The sequence below is a fragment of the Streptomyces sp. Ru62 genome (genome assembly GCF_002920615.1).
Lineage (GTDB): Bacteria > Actinomycetota > Actinomycetes > Streptomycetales > Streptomycetaceae > Streptomyces.
Genome location: NZ_PQSU01000049.1, coordinates 16,441 through 33,569, shown reverse-complemented (window position 1 = coordinate 33,569; position 17,129 = coordinate 16,441). Strand labels below are relative to the sequence as shown.

Here is a 17,129-nt window from a genome sequence, read left to right as displayed (position 1 = left end):
TTTCCCTTTGTCGTACGTCCAGTTGAGCGAAAGGACAGGTAGGCGTCCCATCATGGGGTACCAGCCTGTCAAACCATCGGATTGTCCGGCCAATCCGATGGCGCACAAATGTCCTACCGTCCGGTTGTCCCACCCTTTCGTACCCCCCCTAGACTGAGCTTCCAGCACAGGTGGCTACACGCTCGAAAGGCGCCCCCGTGTCCATCGGCAACTCCCCTGAAGACGAGCGTCCGTTCCGAGACGAGTCCCAGGAAGCCCGACCCTCCGTGGGCCGCGCGCTGCAGCAGGCGCGGATCGCGGCCGGGCTCACCGTGGACGACGTCAGCAGTGCCACTCGTGTCCGTATCGCCATCGTGCGCGCCATCGAGGCGGACGACTTCGCCCCCTGCGGCGGCGATGTCTACGCCCGTGGGCACATCCGCACGCTCGCCAAGGCCGTCCACCTCGATCCCGAGCCGTTGATCGCCCAGTACGACGCCGAGCACGGCGGCCGGCCCGCGCCCACGCCCGCCGCACCTCTGTTCGAGGCGGAGCGGATCCGGCCCGAGAGGCGCGGCCCGAACTGGACCGCCGCGATGGTCGCCGCGATCGTCGTCGTGATCGGGTTCGTCGGGTTCACCGCGTTCAAGGGCGGCGGAGCCTCCGGTGACGCGAAGTCGCAGGTCGCCGAGGGTCAGACCAGCACGCCCGGCAAGTCCGCCTCGCCCACGCCGAAGAAGCAGGAGAAGCCCGCCGCACCGACCGGCGAGCCCTCCGACAGCGCCATCGCCGCCGCGCCCCAGGACAAGGTCACCGTCCAGGTCAGCGCGCCCAACGGACGCAGCTGGATCTCGGCCAAGGACCACAACGGCCGGATGCTCTACGACGGGCTGCTGAAGAAGGGCGAGTCCAAGACCTTCCAGGACAGCTCCAAGATCAACCTGATCCTCGGCGACGCCGGGGCGATCGAGCTGTACGTCAACGGCAAGAAGATCGAGGACACCTTCCGGCCCGGCGCGGTGGAGCGCCTCACCTACACGAAGGGCGACCCGGTCGCAGGCTGACGACGGGCCCGCGGGACGGACGTGTGACGGAGTCGGCCCTGATCGGCCAACCCCGTCGACGTGGGCCGTCAGTGAGACAAAGTAGTCTTGAGCCCATGCCTGAACGCCGTACCGTCGCACTCGTCACTCTCGGCTGCGCTCGTAACGAGGTGGATTCCGAGGAGCTCGCAGGCCGTTTGGAGGCGGACGGCTGGCAGCTCGTCGAGGACGCCGCGGACGCCGACGTCGCCGTGGTCAACACCTGTGGCTTCGTGGAGGCCGCCAAGAAGGACTCCGTCGACGCGCTGCTGGAGGCCAACGACCTCAAGAGCCACGGCAGAACCCAGGCCGTCGTGGCGGTGGGCTGCATGGCCGAGCGGTACGGCAAGGAACTGGCCGAGGCGCTGCCCGAGGCCGACGGTGTCCTCGGCTTCGACGACTACACGAACATCTCCGACCGCCTGCAGACCATCCTGTCCGGCGGCATCCACGCCGCCCACACCCCCCGCGACCGGCGCAAGCTGCTGCCCATCAGCCCGGCCGAGCGCCAGCAGTCGGCAGCGTCCGTCGCACTGCCCGGGCACGGCCCGGCCGACCTCCCGGAGGGCGTCGCGCCCGCCTCGGGCCCCCGTGCGCCGCTGCGTCGCCGTCTCGACGGCTCCCCGGTCGCCTCGGTCAAGCTCGCCTCGGGCTGCGACCGGCGCTGCTCCTTCTGCGCCATCCCCTCCTTCCGCGGCTCCTTCATCTCCCGCCGCCCCAGCGACGTCCTGAACGAGACCCGCTGGCTGGCCGAGCAGGGCGTGAAGGAGATCATGCTGGTCTCCGAGAACAACACCTCCTACGGCAAGGACCTCGGTGACATCCGCCTGCTGGAGTCCCTGCTGCCTGAGCTGGCCGAGGTCGACGGCATCGAGCGGGTCCGGGTGAGCTATCTCCAGCCGGCCGAGATGCGCCCCGGACTCATCGACGTCCTGACCTCCACGCCGAAGGTCGCCCCGTACTTCGACCTGTCCTTCCAGCACTCCGCGCCCGACGTGCTGCGCGCCATGCGCCGCTTCGGCGACACCGACCGCTTCCTGGAACTGCTCGACACCATCCGGAGCAAGGCCCCCGAGGCCGGTGTGCGCTCCAACTTCATCGTCGGCTTCCCCGGCGAGTCCGAGTCCGACCTCGCCGAACTGGAGCGCTTCCTGAACGGCGCCCGGCTGGACGCCATCGGTGTCTTCGGCTACTCGGACGAGGAGGGCACGGAAGCGGCGACGTACGACAACAAACTGGACGAGGACGTCGTCGCCGAGCGCCTGGCTCACATCTCCCGGCTCGCCGAGGAACTCGTCTCGCAGCGCGCCGAGGAACGCGTCGGCGAGACCGTCCAGGTCCTGGTGGAGTCCGTGGACGAGGAGGAGGGCGTCCATGGCCGCGGCGCGCACCAGGCGCCGGAGACCGACGGCCAGGTGCTCCTCACGAGCGGCGCGGGTCTGAGCGTCGGACGTATGGTCGAGGCGAAGGTGGTCGGCACCGAAGGTGTCGACCTGGTGGCCGAGCCGCTGACCGGCTCGCTCGCGTGTAGTGAGGAGGCGGGCAGATGACCGGAGTCCCGGCATCCGCCGCGGGCGGCTCCTCCGGCGCGCAGGGCGCCCGGGGCTCCGCCGCCGCTGCCGACGGCGGAACCCCGTCCGAGGTCTCCGGTTCTGTTTCGGGTCCGGCCACGGCTCCCGAGGGCGGCAAGTCGCCGCGCGGCGCGAAGATCGCGGCCGCGGCCGTCAACCAGGCGAGCGTCTGGAACGTCGCCAATCTGCTGACGATGCTCCGGCTGGTCCTGGTGCCCGGCTTCGTGGCACTGATGCTCGCCGACGGCGGCTATGACCCGGCCTGGCGCTCCCTGGCCTGGGCGGCCTTCGCCATCGCCATGATCACCGACCTGTTCGACGGGCATCTGGCGCGCACCTACAACCTGGTCACCGACTTCGGGAAGATCGCCGACCCCATCGCCGACAAGGCGATCATGGGTGCGGCGCTCATCTGTCTGTCCGCCCTCGGTGATCTGCCGTGGTGGGTGACGGCCGTCATCCTCGGCCGGGAACTCGGCATCACCCTGCTGCGTTTTCTGGTCATTCGCTACGGTGTGATCCCCGCCAGCCGGGGCGGCAAGCTGAAGACGCTCACCCAGGGCGTGGCCGTCGGCATGTACGTCCTGGCCCTGACCGGGTGGCTCGCCAGCCTGCGCTTCTGGGTGATGGCCGCGGCGGTCGTCCTCACCGTCGTCACGGGCCTCGACTACATAAGACAAGCCGTTGTGCTGCGCCGACGGGGAATCGCCGAGCGCACGGCAGCGTTGGAGGAGAAGGAAGCGTGAGTTCCCAGGCCACCGAACTGGTGCGACTACTGACCGTGAGGGGAGAGACCCTCGCCGTCGCGGAGTCGCTGACCGGTGGCCTGGTGGCGGCGGAGATCACCGGGGTACCCGGCGCGTCCCGGGTGTTCCGGGGTTCGGTCACCGCGTACGCAACCGAACTGAAGCATGAGCTGCTGGGTGTCGACGCCACCCTGCTGGCCCAGCGCGGAGCGGTGGATCCGCAGGTCGCGGGCCAGATGGCAGCCGGGGTCCGCAAGGCACTGGGCGCCGACTGGGGCATCGCGACCACCGGGGTCGCCGGCCCCGATCCGCAGGACGGCAAGCCCGTCGGGACGGTCTTCGTGGCCGTCGACGGACCCTTCACCCCGCGGTCCGGTTCTGCCGGTGGCGGAAAAGTCGAGGGTCTGCGGTTGAACGGCAGCCGTGCGGAAATTCGTATGGAGAGTGTACGGAGCGTACTCGCAGTGCTTCTGGAGCAGCTTGCGGGCGAACAGACTGGGAATGAGCGGGCACAGGATACGGAACGGAACGGGGGGTTTTGATGTTTGCAGCCCTGAGTGAACACGACATCGCTCCCCGCACGGCCGCGGCGCAAGGCGGTACGGTGGGGCGAGAAGGATGCGGCTACGCGGTCCGAGGAGGGAGCCACCGATGATTCTGCTCCGTCGCCTGCTGGGTGACGTGCTGCGTCGGCAGCGCCAACGCCAGGGCCGTACTCTGCGCGAAGTCTCCTCGTCCGCCCGAGTCTCACTCGGCTATCTCTCCGAGGTGGAGCGGGGGCAGAAGGAGGCTTCCTCCGAACTGCTCGCCGCCATCTGCGACGCGCTGGACGTACGGATGTCGGAACTGATGCGAGAGGTGAGCGACGAACTGGCGCTCGCCGAACTGGCCCAGTCCGCCCGGGCCACCGAGCCCGTGCCCACGCCGGTCCGGCCGATGCTGGGTTCCGTGTCGGTGACCGGCGTGCCACCGGAACGGGTGACCATCAAGGCGCCCGCGGAAGCGGTGGACGTCGTCGCCGCGTGAGATTCGCGGACGTGGTCTGACGCTCCGGGACGAGTGACGATCCGCTACCGGTGAAGCGACCGGACACGGGTGATGTGACCGGGACGCGGGCGAAGCGACCCGGGTGCGGGTCGAGCGGTCCGATACGGCTTGAGCCCCGGCCGGCTTCTCCAGGGAGACCTGAGGAGCCGGCCGGGGCTTTTTCACGCACTGTGCCGGATGTGCGCCCATTTGCCGGTGCTGCGGGCTGCGGTCATCGTGGGAGGGACGTGACGGCGCCCGAACCACCGGAGGAAGCGGATGTACGTCGTGAAGAGCCCGTTGGCCGACGGAGACCTGAAGACCGTGTCCGAGGCGCTCCAGAGCGCCCTCGTCGATCTCGTGGACCTCTCGCTGGTCGCCAAGCAGATCCACTGGAACGTCGTCGGCCCGCGCTTCCGCTCCGTCCACCTCCAGCTGGACGAGGTGGTCGACTCCGCCCGCACCCATATGGACGCGGTGGCCGAGCGGGCCTCTGCGCTGGGCATACCGCCCGACGGACGCGTCGGCACGGTGGCCTCCGGCAGCGGCATCAAGACCACCCCGGCCGGGTGGATCAAGGACGCGGACGCGGTCGGGACGATGGTGGACGCGCTGGGCTCGGTGATCATCCGGATGCGGGAGCGGGTGGAGGCGACCGCACAGCCCGACCCGGTGTCCCAGGACATGTTCATCGGGATCACCGCGGACCTGGAGAAGCACCACTGGATGTTCCAGGCGGAGAACGCGTAAGCGGTGCGGCCGGGGGCGGAGCCCGGAGTGGAAGCCTGTCGGGGCCTTGCGTGGGATCCGGTCGGAGCCGGCCCTGCGTGGAAGCCCGTCGGAGCCTGCCCTGCACGGAAGCCCCGGCGCCCTGCACGGAAGCCTGCCGTGAGCGCCGGACGGGCTGCTTGCGCCTCCCGGCGCTGCATCAGTGAGCCCTCGGTGCGCCTCCCGCGCGGTCGGGGCGGCGGTCTAGCGTCCGGCTGGAGGTGATGGCGGGCATGGCGGGACGGACAGTGCGCTGGGGACTGGCGCTCGGCCTGGGAGCGGTGTGGTGGTGGGCCGTGCTGCGGCTCGCCGTGGGAGAGGGCTCGGGCGTGCTGGAAGGGGCCGTCGCCGCCGGTGGCTGGGGGCTGAGCCTGCTGCCGGTGCACTGTGTGCCCAAGGGGCGCGCGACCGGCGCCGTGCACCCGGGGCGTTGGGTGGCCGCCTGGCGGGCGGGGGACGTCACCAAGGCATCGCCACGCTCCCGTTCGGGCGAAGTATCTGACCCGCCATGAACGCCGACGCATCCGACGCCAGGTACAGCACCGCGTGCGCGACGTCGTCCGGTTCGCCGGCCCGGCCCAGCGGGGTCGTCCGGGTCATCGCGGCCCCGCAGCGGGCCTGTGCCGCGCGGTCGCGCCGGTCGGTCATGGGAGTGCGGATACAGCCCGGCGCGACGGCGTTGACCCGGATGCCGTGCGGGCCGACCTCGGTGGCCGGTGTCTTGGTCCACTGCGTCACGGCCGCCTTCGCCGCGTTGTAGCAGCGAAGCCCGGCGCCACCGGTGTCCACCGGGCCGGTGTGTATGGCGGCGTCGGCGAGGGGGCCGGGTCTGAGGGGGTTGGGCCCGGTCGGACGGTCGGGCCGGTCGGTCAGCCGGTGCGGCGCGGGTACTTGTCGCGCCAGCGTTGGGGTGTGCCGGGGGCGGGGGCGGGGCCCCTCTGGCAGGTGGGGCACCAGTAGGTGGGGCGTTCCTGGGAGCCGTCGCCCTGGTCGGCCACCCGCACGGGGGTGTGGCAGCGCAGGCACGGGCGGGGTGCGCGGCCGTAGACGAACAGGTCGTACCGATGCAGACCGGTGGTCTGCCGGACCGGGCGGTCGCGGTTGGTCTCCAGCAGTCGCTTGGCCAGCGCGGGCAGCTGCCGGGCGAGCTCCGCGGGGAGCGCCCCGGCCGGCAGCCAGGGGGTCACGCCGAGGAGGAAGCACAGCTCGCTCTTGTAGACGTTGCCGATGCCGGCCAGATTGCGCTGGTCCAGCAGGGCCTCGCCGAGCTCGCGGGCCGGGTCCGAGAGGACGTTGGCCAGGGCGCGCTCGGGGTCCCAGTCGGGGCCGAGGAGGTCGGGGCCGAGGTGGCCGACGACCCGCTCCTCCTCGGTCGTGCGCAGCAGCTCCAGGACCTGTAGCCGGTAACCGACGGCCGTACGGTCGGCGGTGCCGAGAACCGCCCGGATCTGGTACGCCGGTCCGCCCCGCCAGCGCTCGCCTGGGCCGTACACCTTCCACGCGCCCTCCATGCGCAGGTGGGTGTGCAGGGTCAGGTCGCCCTCGAACCGGGTGAGGATGTGCTTGCCGCGCGGGATGGTGTTCAGCACCCTGCGGCCGGTCAGGTCGACCGTCGCGTACTTCGGCACGCGGAAGTCGCTGCGGGTCAGCGCCTTGCCCGCGAGGGCCTCATGCAGCCGCCGCGCAGCCTGCCAGACCGTGTCACCTTCGGGCATGGGTCAAGGGTGCCACGGTGGGGTGAGAGGGGGTGGCGGCGCGGGCCGATGGCGGTTCGGGGCGCCGGGAGCGCGGCCTGATGGGCGTCGGGTCGGCGGGAGTGCGGGGCGACGGGATCAGGACCGGCCCCGTGTCGGTGTCGGTCCCCGCCGCCCGGCCTACTGGGCCTCACGCTCTCAGGCGCAGGCCGCGCGGTGTCGCCACGAATCCCGCCGCCTCCAGGAGGGTGCCTATGGGGGAGGTCAGGGCCTGGGTGCCGTTGATCCGTTCGACCGTGACCGTGCCGAGTGAGCCCGCGCGGGCTGCCGCGGCCAGCGCTTCGGCGGCCGTGCGCAGACGGGGGTCGTCCGTCGCGGCCGTGTCGGGGGTGCTCGGCCAGGCCAGCAGCGTCTTGCCGCCGCGCTCCATGTACAGCGTCAGCTCGCCCTCCACCAGGACGACCAGCGAGCCCGCCTTGCGGCCCGGCTTGTGCCCGGCTCCGGTCGGCGGTTCCGGCCAGGGCAGCGCGGAGCCGTAGGCGTTCGCGGGGTCGGCCGCGGCGAGGACCACGGCGCGGGGATCGGGCGTGGCGGTGCCCAGCCGACCGTTGCCATAACCGCGGTACGGGGCCGCGCCGTAGGCGGTCGAGCCGTAGTGGGTGGGGCCGCCGCCGCGGGGGCCGCCGTAGCCGGGGGAGGCGAACGGGTCGGCGAGGTCGCGGTCTGCCGTGGGGGCACCGTCGCCGCCGGAGGGGTCCTCCGGGGGCCAGGTGAAGTCGCCGTCGAGGCCGGGGTGGCCGAAACCGCCCTCGGCTCCGTCGAAGGCACCGGGGGGTGTGTGTCCGTGCGGGGTGCCGGTGGTGGCTGAACGACCGTCGGGACCGTCGAACGGGTTCGGGAAGTTCGGCCCGGCGAAGCCGTTCACGGCATCCGGGGCGCCGAAGCCGTTCGCACCACCAGGGAAGCCGAAGCCCTGTGGGCGGGCTGGGGACGGGAGGCCCTCCGCCCGCTCGCGGGCGTTCGCCACCGCGCGGAGGCGGTCCACCGCGCCGTCCATGGCGAACTGGGCCGCGCCCAGCCCCTCGACCACGTAACCGCGCCGGGCCTGACCACTCTCCTCGAACGCCGACAGCACCCGGTACACCGCTGAGAAGCCGCCCTCGACGCCCTCGGCGGCGACCGCGCCCCGGGTGACCACACCGTGCCGGTCCAGGAGAGTGCGGGCCAGCGCGTGCGCGCGCACGGTGGCGTCCGGCTCGGCGGCGGGCAGCAGTGACCAGCGGCCGGCGACGGTCGGCGGCCCGGTGCGGGAGGCGGTGCGCGCGGCGGCCGTCAGGGAGCCGTAGCGCCCGCGCGGGACGGCACGCTTGGCACGATGGGCGGTCGAGCCGGCCGTGCGACCCGAGCCCAGCAGGGAACGCATCGGCGCCAGGGTGTCGTTGGTGAGCCGGCCCGACCAGGCCAGGTCCCACAGCGCGTCGGCCAGCTGCGGGTCGGTGACGTCGGGGTGCGTGGTGGCGCGGACCTGGTCGGCGATCTGCCGGAAGAACAGGCCGTAGCCACCGGAGAGGGCGTCGAGGACCGACTGGTGGAGCGCGGTCAGCTCCAGCGGGTGGGGCGCCGGGAGCAGCACCGGGGCCGCGTCCGCCAGATAGAGGGAGACCCAGCCGTCCTTGCCGGGCAGGGCGCCCGCCCCGGCCCACACCACCTCGCCCGCGGCGGTCAGCTCGTCCAGCATCGAGGGCGTGTAGTTCGCCACGCGGGAGGGCAGGACCAGCTTCTCCAGCGCGGAGGCCGGCACGGAGGCCCCTTGCAACTGCTCGACGGCCCGCACCAGTCCGTCGATGCCCCGCAGGCCATGGCCCTTGCCGATGTGCTGCCACTGCGGCAGGAACTGGGCGAGAGCGGCGGGCGGCACGGGCTCCAGCTCATGCCGCAGGGCGGCGAGGGAACGGCGGCGCAGTCGGCGCAGCACGGCCGCGTCGCACCACTCCTGCCCGATGCCCGCCGGGTGGAACTCGCCCTGCACGATCCGGCCGGCCGCGGCCAGCCGCTGCAGCGCGCCCTCGGTGACCGCCACCCCCAGGCCGAACCGGGCCGCCGCGGTGGCCGAGGTGAACGGGCCGTGGGTACGGGCGTAGCGCGCGAGGAGGTCGCCCAGGGGGTCCTTGACCGGCTCGGTGAACGCCTCGGGGACACCGACCGGCAGCGCCGTGCCGAGCGCGTCGCGCAGCCTGCCCGCGTCCTCGACGGCCGCCCAGTGCTCGGCGCCCGCGATCCGCACCTTGATCGCCCGGCGGGCCCCGGCCAGCTCCCGCGCCCACTGCGGGTCCGCACCGCGCGCGACCAGTTCCGCGTCGGTCAGCGGGCCGAGCAGCCGGAGCACGTCGGCGACGCCCTCGACGTCCTTGACCCGGCGGTCCTCGGTGAGCCACTGGAGCTCGCGCTCCAGCTCGGTCAGCACCTCGGCGTCGAGCAGTTCGCGCAGCTCGGCCTGGCCCAGCAGCTCGGCCAGCAGCCGAGAGTCCAGCGACAGCGCGGCGGCGCGCCGCTCGGCCAGCGGGGAGTCGCCCTCGTACAGGAACTGGGCGACGTACCCGAACAGCAGCGAGCGGGCGAACGGGGACGGCTCCGGGGTGGTGACCTCGACCAGGCGCACCTTGCGGGACTCGATGTCGCCCATCAGCTCGACCAGCCCGGGGACGTCGAAGACGTCCTGGAGGCATTCGCGGATCGCCTCCAGGACGATCGGGAACGAGCCGAACTCGCTCGCCACCTGGAGCAGCTGCGCCGCCCGCTGGCGCTGCTGCCACAGCGGGGTGCGCTTGCCGGGATTGCGGCGCGGCAGCAGCAGGGCGCGGGCGGCGCACTCGCGGAACCTGGAGGCGAACAGCGCCGAGCCGCCGACCTGGTCGGTGACGATCTGGTCGACCTCGCCCTTGTCGAAGGCGACGTCGGCCGCGCCGACCGGGGCCTGGTCGCTGTCGTACTCGGTGCCGGCCTTCACGGGCTCCTGGTCGAGCAGGTCCAGGCCCATCAGGTCGGCGTCGGGCAGGCGCAGCACGATGCCGTCGTCGGCGTGCATGACCTGCGCGTCCATGCCGTACCGCTCGGACAGGCGGGCGCCGAGGGCGAGGGCCCAGGGGGCGTGGACCTGGGCGCCGAACGGCGAGTGGACGACGACCCGCCAGTCGCCCAGCTCGTCACGGAACCGCTCCACGACGATCGTGCGGTCGTCCGGGATGTGGCCGCAGGCCTCGCGCTGCTCGTCCAGGTACGACAGCACGTTGTCCGCCGCCCACGCGTCCAGGCCCGCCGCCAGCAGCCGCAGCCGGGCGTCGTCCTTGGCCAGCGAGCCGACCTCGCGCAGAAACGCGCCCACCGCGCGGCCCAGCTCCAGCGGCCGGCCCAGCTGGTCACCCTTCCAGAAGGGCAGCCGACCCGGCACGCCCGGCGCGGGCGAGACGAGCACCCGGTCGCGCGTGATGTCCTCGATCCGCCAGGAACTCGTGCCCAGCGTGAAGACGTCCCCCACCCGGGACTCGTAGACCATCTCCTCGTCCAGCTCGCCGACCCGGCCGCCGCCCTTCTTGGGGTCGGAACCGGCGAGGAAGACGCCGAACAGGCCGCGGTCCGGGATCGTGCCGCCGGAGGTGACGGCGAGGCGCTGGGCGCCCGGGCGGCCGGTGATGTCCCCGGTCACGCGGTCCCACACCACGCGCGGGCGCAGCTCCGCGAACGCGTCCGACGGATAGCGGCCCGCCAGCATGTCCAGCGTCGCCGTGAACGCCGATTCGGGCAGCGAGGCGAACGGGGCCGCCCGACGGACCACGGCGAGCAGGTCGTCGAACTGCCAGGTGTCCAGCGCCGTCATGGCGACCAGCTGCTGCGCGAGCACGTCCAGCGGGTTCGCGGGCACCTTCAGCGACTCGATCGCGCCCGTGCGCATCCGCTCGGTGACCACGGCGGCCTGGACCAGGTCGCCCCGGTACTTCGGGAAGACGACACCGGTGGAGACGGCGCCGACCTGGTGTCCCGCGCGGCCCACCCGCTGCAGACCGGAGGCGACCGACGGCGGGGACTCGACCTGCACCACCAGGTCCACGGCGCCCATGTCGATGCCGAGTTCGAGGCTGGAGGTGGCCACCACCGCGGGCAGCCGCCCGGCCTTGAGGTCCTCCTCGACGAGGGCACGCTGCTCCTTGGAGACCGAGCCGTGGTGCGCTCGGGCGATCACCGGCGGCGCGCCCTGGGCCGCGCCGGAGCCGCCCATCAGCTGGGCGGGGGAGTGGTGCTCCTCCAGGGTCTCGCCGGTGGCGCGCTCGTACGCGATCTCGTTGAGCCGGTTGCACAACCGCTCCGCCAGACGGCGGGAGTTGGCGAAGACGATCGTGGACCGGTGGGCCTGCACGAGGTCGGCGATCCGCTCCTCCACGTGCGGCCAGATCGACGGCCGCTCCCCGCCCTCGGAGGCGTCGGCGGCCGGGGCGCCCGCCAGCTCGCCCATGTCCTCGACCGGGACGACCACGGAGAGGTCGAACTCCTTGCCCGACTCGGGCTGGACGATCTCCACCTTGCGGCGCGGGGACAGATAACGGGCCACCTCGTCCACCGGGCGCACGGTCGCCGACAGGCCGATACGGCGGGCGGGCTTGGGCAGCAGCTCGTCCAGCCGCTCCAGGGAGAGCGCGAGGTGCGCGCCGCGCTTCGTGCCCGCGACCGCGTGCACCTCGTCCAGGATCACCGTCTCCACGCCCGTGAGCGCGTCGCGCGTGGCCGACGTCAGCATCAGGAACAGCGACTCGGGGGTGGTGATCAGGATGTCCGGCGGGCGCGTGGACAGGGCGCGGCGCTCGGCGGCCGGGGTGTCGCCGGAGCGGATGCCTACCCTGACCTCGGGCTCGGGCAGGCCCAGCCGCACGGACTCCTGGCGGATACCGGTCAGCGGGCTGCGCAGATTGCGCTCGACGTCGACCGCCAGGGCCTTCAACGGGGACACGTACAGCACCCGGCAGCGCTTCTTGGGATCGGCCGGGGGCGGGGTCGAGGCCAGTTGGTCCAGGGCTGCGAGGAACGCGGCCAGCGTCTTGCCGGAGCCGGTCGGGGCGACCACCAGCACGTCCGAGCCCTCCCGGATGGCCTGCCACGCGCCCGCCTGGGCCGCGGTGGGCGCGGAGAAGGCCCCCGTGAACCAGCCGCGGGTCGCGGGGGAGAAGCCGTCGAGGGCTCGGTGTGCGGAGCTGACCATGCGTCCATCCTGCACCCACCCACTGACAATCGCCCTGACCTGGGCAAACGGGGCGCGTACGGGGCGGTGGGGTGAGGCGCCGAGGGGTGCGGGCCGGTTGCGCGGGCGGCGAGGGGACTGCGGGGGCTGGGCGTTCGGGTCGGGCGGGGTGCCGGCGGCGGGGCGACTGCGCAGTCGGTGGAGCCGGGGCGCAGCGTGCGGAGCGGGGCTGGGGCGGGTGGAGCCGGCGGGGTGGTGGGTGGGGCGGACAATGGGTCCATGGCGGGTTCAGGGGAGCGGGCACGGCACTGGCGGTACGCGGAGCTGCCCGGGGTCGACCTGCTGCGGGCCCGGTACATCCGCAAGACCTTCATCCGGCACACCCACGAGAACTTCGTGATCGCGGCCATCGCCGACGGCGTCGAGGTCTTCCACCACCGCGGCTCCGACGTCTCCGCCGGTGCGGGAGCGCTCGCCCTCGTCAACCCGGACACGCCGCACACCGGCCGGGCCGGGGTCCCCGAGGGCTGGCGGTACGGCGCCCTGTACCCGTCGCCGGACGTGGTCGCCGCGATCGCCGCCGAGACCACGACCCTCCGGGGCACGCCGGGCTTCGTCAGCCCCGTCCTCGACGACCCGTACGCCGCCCGCCTGGTCCACCAGGTGCTGCGCGCCACCGACGAGGGCAACGCGCTGGCCGCCGACACGCTCCTGCGGGTCGCCGTGACCAGGCTGCTGCGGCTGAACGGCGGCTCCCTGCCCCAGCGGCGGCCCCGGACGGCCGGCGCGCGGATCGCCGCACGCGCGCGTGCGGCGCTGGAGGAGCGGATGGGCGAGCCGCCGACCCTGGAACAGCTGGCCACCGACCTCGGGACCAGCCCGTTCGCCCTGCTGCGGGCGTTCCGCAACGCCTACGGCATGCCGCCGCACACCTGGCTGACCGACGCCCGTGTGCGCCGCGCGCGGCTGCTGCTGGACGCGGGGACGCCCCCCGCCGAGGCGGCCGTCGCCGTCGGCTTCACCGACCAGCCCCACCTCAACCGGCACTTCACCCGGATCGTCGGCGTGCCCCCGGGCGCGTACCAGCGCGAGCGCGCCGGCCTGGATGAGCGCACCGGAGCTGGGGGACTGGGGGAGCGCACGGAGCTGGGTGAACGCACGGAGCCGGGAGAGCGCAAGAACGTACAAGACGCGGGCTGACGGACGCCCGTACCGTCCGGGGCGTGGCACAGCACACAGCACTCACGAACCAGACCACCGACGGCGCGGACAAGCCGGACGCGGCCGTCGTACGGGACGCCCTCGGGGTCGGCGTCGCCGTGGGCCTGTCCGGCTTCGCCTTCGGAGTGACCTCGGCCGGCAGTGGACTGGGGCTGCTCCAGACCTGCGCGCTCAGCCTCCTGGTGTTCACCGGCGCCTCCCAGTTCGCGCTGGTCGGGGCGCTCGTCGCCGGCGGCAACCCGTTCACGGCCGCCGCGGGCGCCCTCTTCCTGGGCGTGCGCAACGCCTTCTACGGACTGCGGCTCTCCCAGCTTCTCGCCCTCCCGCGCGCGGTACGGCCGTTCGCGGCGCAGTGGGTGATCGACGAGACCACCGCGGTGACCCTGGCCCAGCCGACCCGGCGGGCCGCGCGGCTCGGCTTCACCGTCACCGGGCTCAGCCTGTACGCGCTGTGGAACCTGACCACGCTGCTCGGCGCCCTGGGTGCCCGGGCGATCGGCGACACGCGCGCGTGGGGCCTGGACGCGGCGGGGCCGGCCGTGTTCCTGGCGTTGCTCGCCCCGATGCTGAGGACGGCCACCGAGCGTGCGGTCGCGGGCCTCGCCGTCCTGCTGGGCCTCGGTCTGCTGCCCGTCCTGCCGGCCGGCGTGCCGGTGCTGATGGCGGCACTGGCGGCTCCGCTGGCGCTCTTCGTCGAAGGCCGACGAGGGGGCCGTACCCGCCAGGAAGCTCTGGACGGCTCGGAGGAGAACCGGTGAACACCTGGATCGCGATCGGCGTGACCGCCCTCGGCTGCTACGCCGTCAAGCTCGCCGGCCTGCTGGTCCCGGCACATGCCGTCGAGCGGCCGTACGTGCGGCGGCTCGCCGCCCTCCTGCCGGTCGCCCTGCTCGCCGCTCTCACGGCCCAGCAGACGTTCGCCGACGGGCACGCGCCGGCGCTGGACGCCCGGGCCGCCGGGCTCGGCGCGGCGGCCGTCGCACTGCTCCTGCGCGCGCCGTTCCTGCTGGTCGTCGCGGCGGCCGTGGTGGTGACGGCGGGCGTGCGGGCTGTCGGCGGGTGAGGGGCGTGCGGGCTGTCGGCGGGTGAGACGGACCGTCGGCCCGGGGCAGCGGGGGCGGGCGGCGCGTGAGCAGGCCGTCGGTGGCCGAGCGGGCCCCCGACGGGCGGACCTGGGCCGTGGACAGGACCGGTCAGCCCACGAAACGCCCGTAGGCCCGCAGGGTGCACAGGGCTTCGATCGTCACCAGGGAGCGCGCCTCCAGGGCGGGCGCGGGGGCCCATCGGCGCCACCGGACCGGCCAGCCGCCGTCCTCCTCCTGCCCGGCGGCCAGGTGGTCCAGCGAGCGCGTCATCTCGTCGTCCGTGAACCACGCGCGCGCGAGCGACTCCGGAGTCCGGGCGAAGTCGTGCGGGAAGTGGTGTTCGCCCGGGGCATAGCCGGACGCGACCGGGAACGCGTCGAGCCGGTCCGGGTCCAGAGCCGCGAGCCGCTGCTCCCGCACCAGGCGGCCCAGCCGGTCGGCGGCGGCCTCCGCGCGCGGGCGGTCGGGAGCGGAGTCCAGGAAGGTCACGGCGGCCTGGACCTCGTAGGGGTGGGACTTCTCCAGGGACTCCACCGCCTGCCAGCAGAAGTCGGTGGCCCGGAACAGCCAGGCGTGCCACACCTCGTTGCGGTGCAGCAGCCCGACCACCGGTCCGGTGGCCAGCAGGTCGCTGGGCGGATCGTCGACGACCGGGACGAACGGCGCCGTCGGATACCCACGCTGACCGGGATGGATCGCCGGCAGGGCGCCGTCCGGGGTGGACACGGAGGTCAGGTAGCGGCACACGCGCTCCACACGCTGTCCGCCGCAGCGCCCGATGGCGTCCAGCACGCGCAGGGCGTGCGCCGTGTGCAGGGGCTGGCTGACCGGTCCGCGCAGATCGGGCTCCAGCGCGTGTCCGTAGCCTCCGTCCTCGTTGCGGTAGGCGTCCAGTGCCGTTTCCACCGCCTCCGGGCTGCCGCGCAGGAAGTGGTAGGCGAAGAGGTGCTGCTCCAGCACGCGCGCGGTGAGCCACACGAACTGTTCGGCACGGAAGAGCGGGGAGCGCGCCGGGGGCGTGGAGGGGAGTGGGGAAGCTCCTGTTTCGGCCATGCGTCAGACCGTAGGACGGAAAGCGGTCTCGGCAGGCGCTCCCGGGCAGGGCCCACCCCCAGGGGCGGGATACTGGAGTCATGCGGTTGACGGTCTTCTGGCAGCGGATGGCGGAACACTTCGGTCCGGGGTACGCCGACACCTTCGCGCGCGATCACGTGATGTCGGAACTCGGCGGACGCACGGTGAACCAGGCGCTGGACGCCGGCTGGGAGGCGAAGGACGTGTGGCGCGTGGTGTGCGCGGTGATGGACGTGCCTGGTGAGAAGCGTTGAGGCGTCGGCCGAAATGCCGGGTTTGCCGGTGAAGAAGTCGACAGTACGGCACTGATCTGTCACGAAGATCGCCGCGGGGCGCCGGTTGTCGGTGGCGTGGGCGAGACTGGGCCCGTGGCACCCAACGAGGACCCCCTGGCATCCACTCCCGAGGACGGCGAGCCGTCCCCCGGGCAGGCAGCACCGGCCGCTACGACCCCGCCCGGCCGGCCCCCGGCCTCCGGCGCCGTCGCTCCGGCCGCCCGGATGCCGCGCTGGCTGCCGCGCGCCATGGTGCTCGCGCTCGCGCTGATCGCGGCGTTCCAGCTCGGCAGCTGGGCCTTCCACCAGTTGACCGGACTCTTGATCAACATATTGATCGCGTTCTTCCTGGCCCTCGCGATCGAGCCCGCGGTGAGCCGGATGGCGGCCCGTGGCATGCGCAGGGGGCTCGCCACCTTCCTGGTCTTCCTGGGGTTGACCGTCTTCGCCGCCGGGTTCGTCACCCTGCTCGGGTCCATGCTGGCCGGCCAGATCATCAAGATGATCGAGGGCTTCCCGGGCTACCTCGACTCGCTCATCCACTGGATCAACCAGACCTTCCGCACCGACCTCAGACGGGTGGACATCCAGGAGGGCCTGCTCCACTCCGACTGGCTGCGCAAGTACGTGCAGAACAGCGCGGCCGGAGTCCTGGACGTCTCCGCCCAGGTGCTCGGCGGGCTCTTCCAGCTGCTGACGATCGCGCTGTTCTCCTTCTACTTCGCCGCCGACGGCCCACGGCTGCGCCGCGCCCTGTGCTCCGTCCTGCCGCCCGCACGCCAGGCCGAGGTGCTGCGGGCCTGGGAGATCGCCGTCGACAAGACGGGCGGCTATCTGTACTCGCGCGGCCTCATGGCGCTCATCTCCGGCATCGCCCACTACGTCCTGCTGGAGGCGCTCGGGGTGCCGTACGCGCCCGTGCTCGGCGTCTGGGTGGGCCTGGTCTCGCAGTTCATCCCCACCATCGGCACGTACCTCGCGGGCGCGCTGCCCATGCTGATCGCGTTCACCGTGAACCCCTGGTACTCGCTCTGGGTGCTGATCTTCGTCGTGATCTACCAGCAGTTCGAGAACTACATGCTCCAGCCCAAGCTGACCGCCAGGACGGTCGACATCCACCCGGCGGTCGCCTTCGGCTCGGTCGTCGCGGGCACCGCGCTGCTGGGCGCGGTCGGCGCGCTGATCGCCATCCCGGCGGTGGCCACGCTCCAGGCGTTCCTCGGGGCGTACGTGAAGCGGTACGCCGTCACGGACGACCCCCGGGTGCACGGGCGCCGCGGCAGCGGCCCGGGCGGCCCCGGCATGCTCACGCGCATGCGCCGGCTCTGGGCCGGCCGCCGCTCGGGCGGGGCGCAGCGGCCGTAGCCCGCCCGCGCGCGAA

General features: G+C 73.1%; 15 protein-coding genes and 1 pseudogene. 12 read left to right on the top strand and 4 right to left on the bottom strand.

Annotation, left to right across the window (positions count from 1 at the left end; genetic code table 11):
- The first annotated feature begins 197 nt into the window (after positions 1–197).
- The 7 genes from C3492_RS40335 to C3492_RS40305 all read left to right on the top strand — a co-directional run bounded on the left by C3492_RS40335 (position 198) and on the right by C3492_RS40305 (position 5,684).
- Positions 198–1,043 carry a helix-turn-helix domain-containing protein gene (locus C3492_RS40335; protein ID WP_181140809.1) on the top strand — a complete coding sequence of 282 codons (846 nt, stop codon included), beginning with the start codon at positions 198–200 and terminating at the stop codon, positions 1,041–1,043.
- Positions 1,044–1,138: 95 nt separating this feature from the next.
- A complete protein-coding gene (gene rimO / locus C3492_RS40330) occupies positions 1,139–2,611 on the top strand; it encodes a 30S ribosomal protein S12 methylthiotransferase RimO (RefSeq protein ID WP_103817566.1) in 1,473 nt (490 codons plus the stop codon).
- Positions 2,608–3,378 carry a CDP-diacylglycerol--glycerol-3-phosphate 3-phosphatidyltransferase gene (gene pgsA / locus C3492_RS40325; protein ID WP_103817565.1) on the top strand — a complete coding sequence of 257 codons (771 nt, stop codon included), beginning with the start codon at positions 2,608–2,610 and terminating at the stop codon, positions 3,376–3,378. Before rimO ends, pgsA begins: the two co-directional genes overlap by 4 nt.
- Complete coding sequence (locus C3492_RS40320) at positions 3,375–3,920, top strand: CinA family protein (RefSeq protein WP_103817564.1); 546 nt, start codon at positions 3,375–3,377, stop codon at positions 3,918–3,920. The genes pgsA and C3492_RS40320 overlap by 4 nt, the downstream gene beginning before the upstream one ends.
- A 109-nt stretch (positions 3,921–4,029) precedes the next feature.
- Positions 4,030–4,404 carry a helix-turn-helix domain-containing protein gene (locus C3492_RS40315; protein WP_014675397.1) on the top strand — a complete coding sequence of 125 codons (375 nt, stop codon included), beginning with the start codon at positions 4,030–4,032 and terminating at the stop codon, positions 4,402–4,404.
- 279 nt (positions 4,405–4,683) lie between these two features.
- Positions 4,684–5,154 carry a Dps family protein gene (locus C3492_RS40310; RefSeq protein ID WP_103817563.1) on the top strand — a complete coding sequence of 157 codons (471 nt, stop codon included), beginning with the start codon at positions 4,684–4,686 and terminating at the stop codon, positions 5,152–5,154.
- Positions 5,155–5,405: 251 nt separating this feature from the next.
- Positions 5,406–5,684 carry a hypothetical protein gene (locus tag C3492_RS40305; protein WP_103817578.1) on the top strand — a complete coding sequence of 93 codons (279 nt, stop codon included), beginning with the start codon at positions 5,406–5,408 and terminating at the stop codon, positions 5,682–5,684.
- Here the strand turns inward: C3492_RS40305 and C3492_RS40300 are convergent.
- The 3 genes and pseudogenes from C3492_RS40300 to C3492_RS40290 all read right to left on the bottom strand — a co-directional run.
- Positions 5,632–5,970, bottom strand: a pseudogene (locus C3492_RS40300) (SDR family NAD(P)-dependent oxidoreductase); the annotation flags it as partial. The gene C3492_RS40305 and the pseudogene C3492_RS40300 sit on opposite strands and share 53 nt — an antisense overlap.
- 71 nt (positions 5,971–6,041) lie before the next feature.
- The gene (locus C3492_RS40295; RefSeq protein ID WP_103817562.1) at positions 6,042–6,887 is read right to left on the bottom strand and encodes a DNA-formamidopyrimidine glycosylase family protein; all 846 of its coding nucleotides are present in this window, start codon (positions 6,885–6,887) and stop codon (positions 6,042–6,044) included.
- A 169-nt stretch (positions 6,888–7,056) separates the two neighbouring features.
- Positions 7,057–12,114, bottom strand: a complete 5,058-nt coding sequence (locus tag C3492_RS40290) for an ATP-dependent helicase (protein WP_103817561.1) — start codon at positions 12,112–12,114, stop codon at positions 7,057–7,059.
- Between the two features lie 258 nt (positions 12,115–12,372).
- On the opposite strand from C3492_RS40290, the gene C3492_RS40285 reads away from it, so the two are divergent.
- Genes C3492_RS40285 through C3492_RS40275 form a run of 3 tightly spaced genes read left to right on the top strand, consistent with a single transcriptional unit; the run spans position 12,373 to position 14,377 of the window.
- Entirely contained in the window at positions 12,373–13,293 is a 921-nt protein-coding gene (locus tag C3492_RS40285; protein ID WP_103817560.1) for an AraC family transcriptional regulator, read from the top strand.
- 23 nt (positions 13,294–13,316) lie between these two features.
- The gene (locus C3492_RS40280; RefSeq protein WP_103817559.1) at positions 13,317–14,072 is read left to right on the top strand and encodes an AzlC family ABC transporter permease; all 756 of its coding nucleotides are present in this window, start codon (positions 13,317–13,319) and stop codon (positions 14,070–14,072) included.
- Entirely contained in the window at positions 14,069–14,377 is a 309-nt protein-coding gene (locus C3492_RS40275; protein WP_103817558.1) for an AzlD domain-containing protein, read from the top strand. Before C3492_RS40280 ends, C3492_RS40275 begins: the two co-directional genes overlap by 4 nt.
- 130 nt (positions 14,378–14,507) lie before the next feature.
- Here the strand turns inward: C3492_RS40275 and C3492_RS40270 are convergent, their stop codons facing one another.
- A complete protein-coding gene (locus tag C3492_RS40270; RefSeq protein ID WP_181140808.1) occupies positions 14,508–15,452 on the bottom strand; it encodes a hypothetical protein in 945 nt (314 codons plus the stop codon).
- A gap of 80 nt (positions 15,453–15,532) precedes the next feature.
- On the opposite strand from C3492_RS40270, the gene C3492_RS40265 reads away from it, so the two are divergent.
- Entirely contained in the window at positions 15,533–15,727 is a 195-nt protein-coding gene (locus tag C3492_RS40265; protein ID WP_103817556.1) for a DUF3046 domain-containing protein, read from the top strand.
- Between the two features lie 135 nt (positions 15,728–15,862).
- Complete coding sequence (locus tag C3492_RS40260) at positions 15,863–17,113, top strand: AI-2E family transporter (protein WP_181140811.1); 1,251 nt, start codon at positions 15,863–15,865, stop codon at positions 17,111–17,113.
- Positions 17,114–17,129 lie beyond the last annotated feature (16 nt).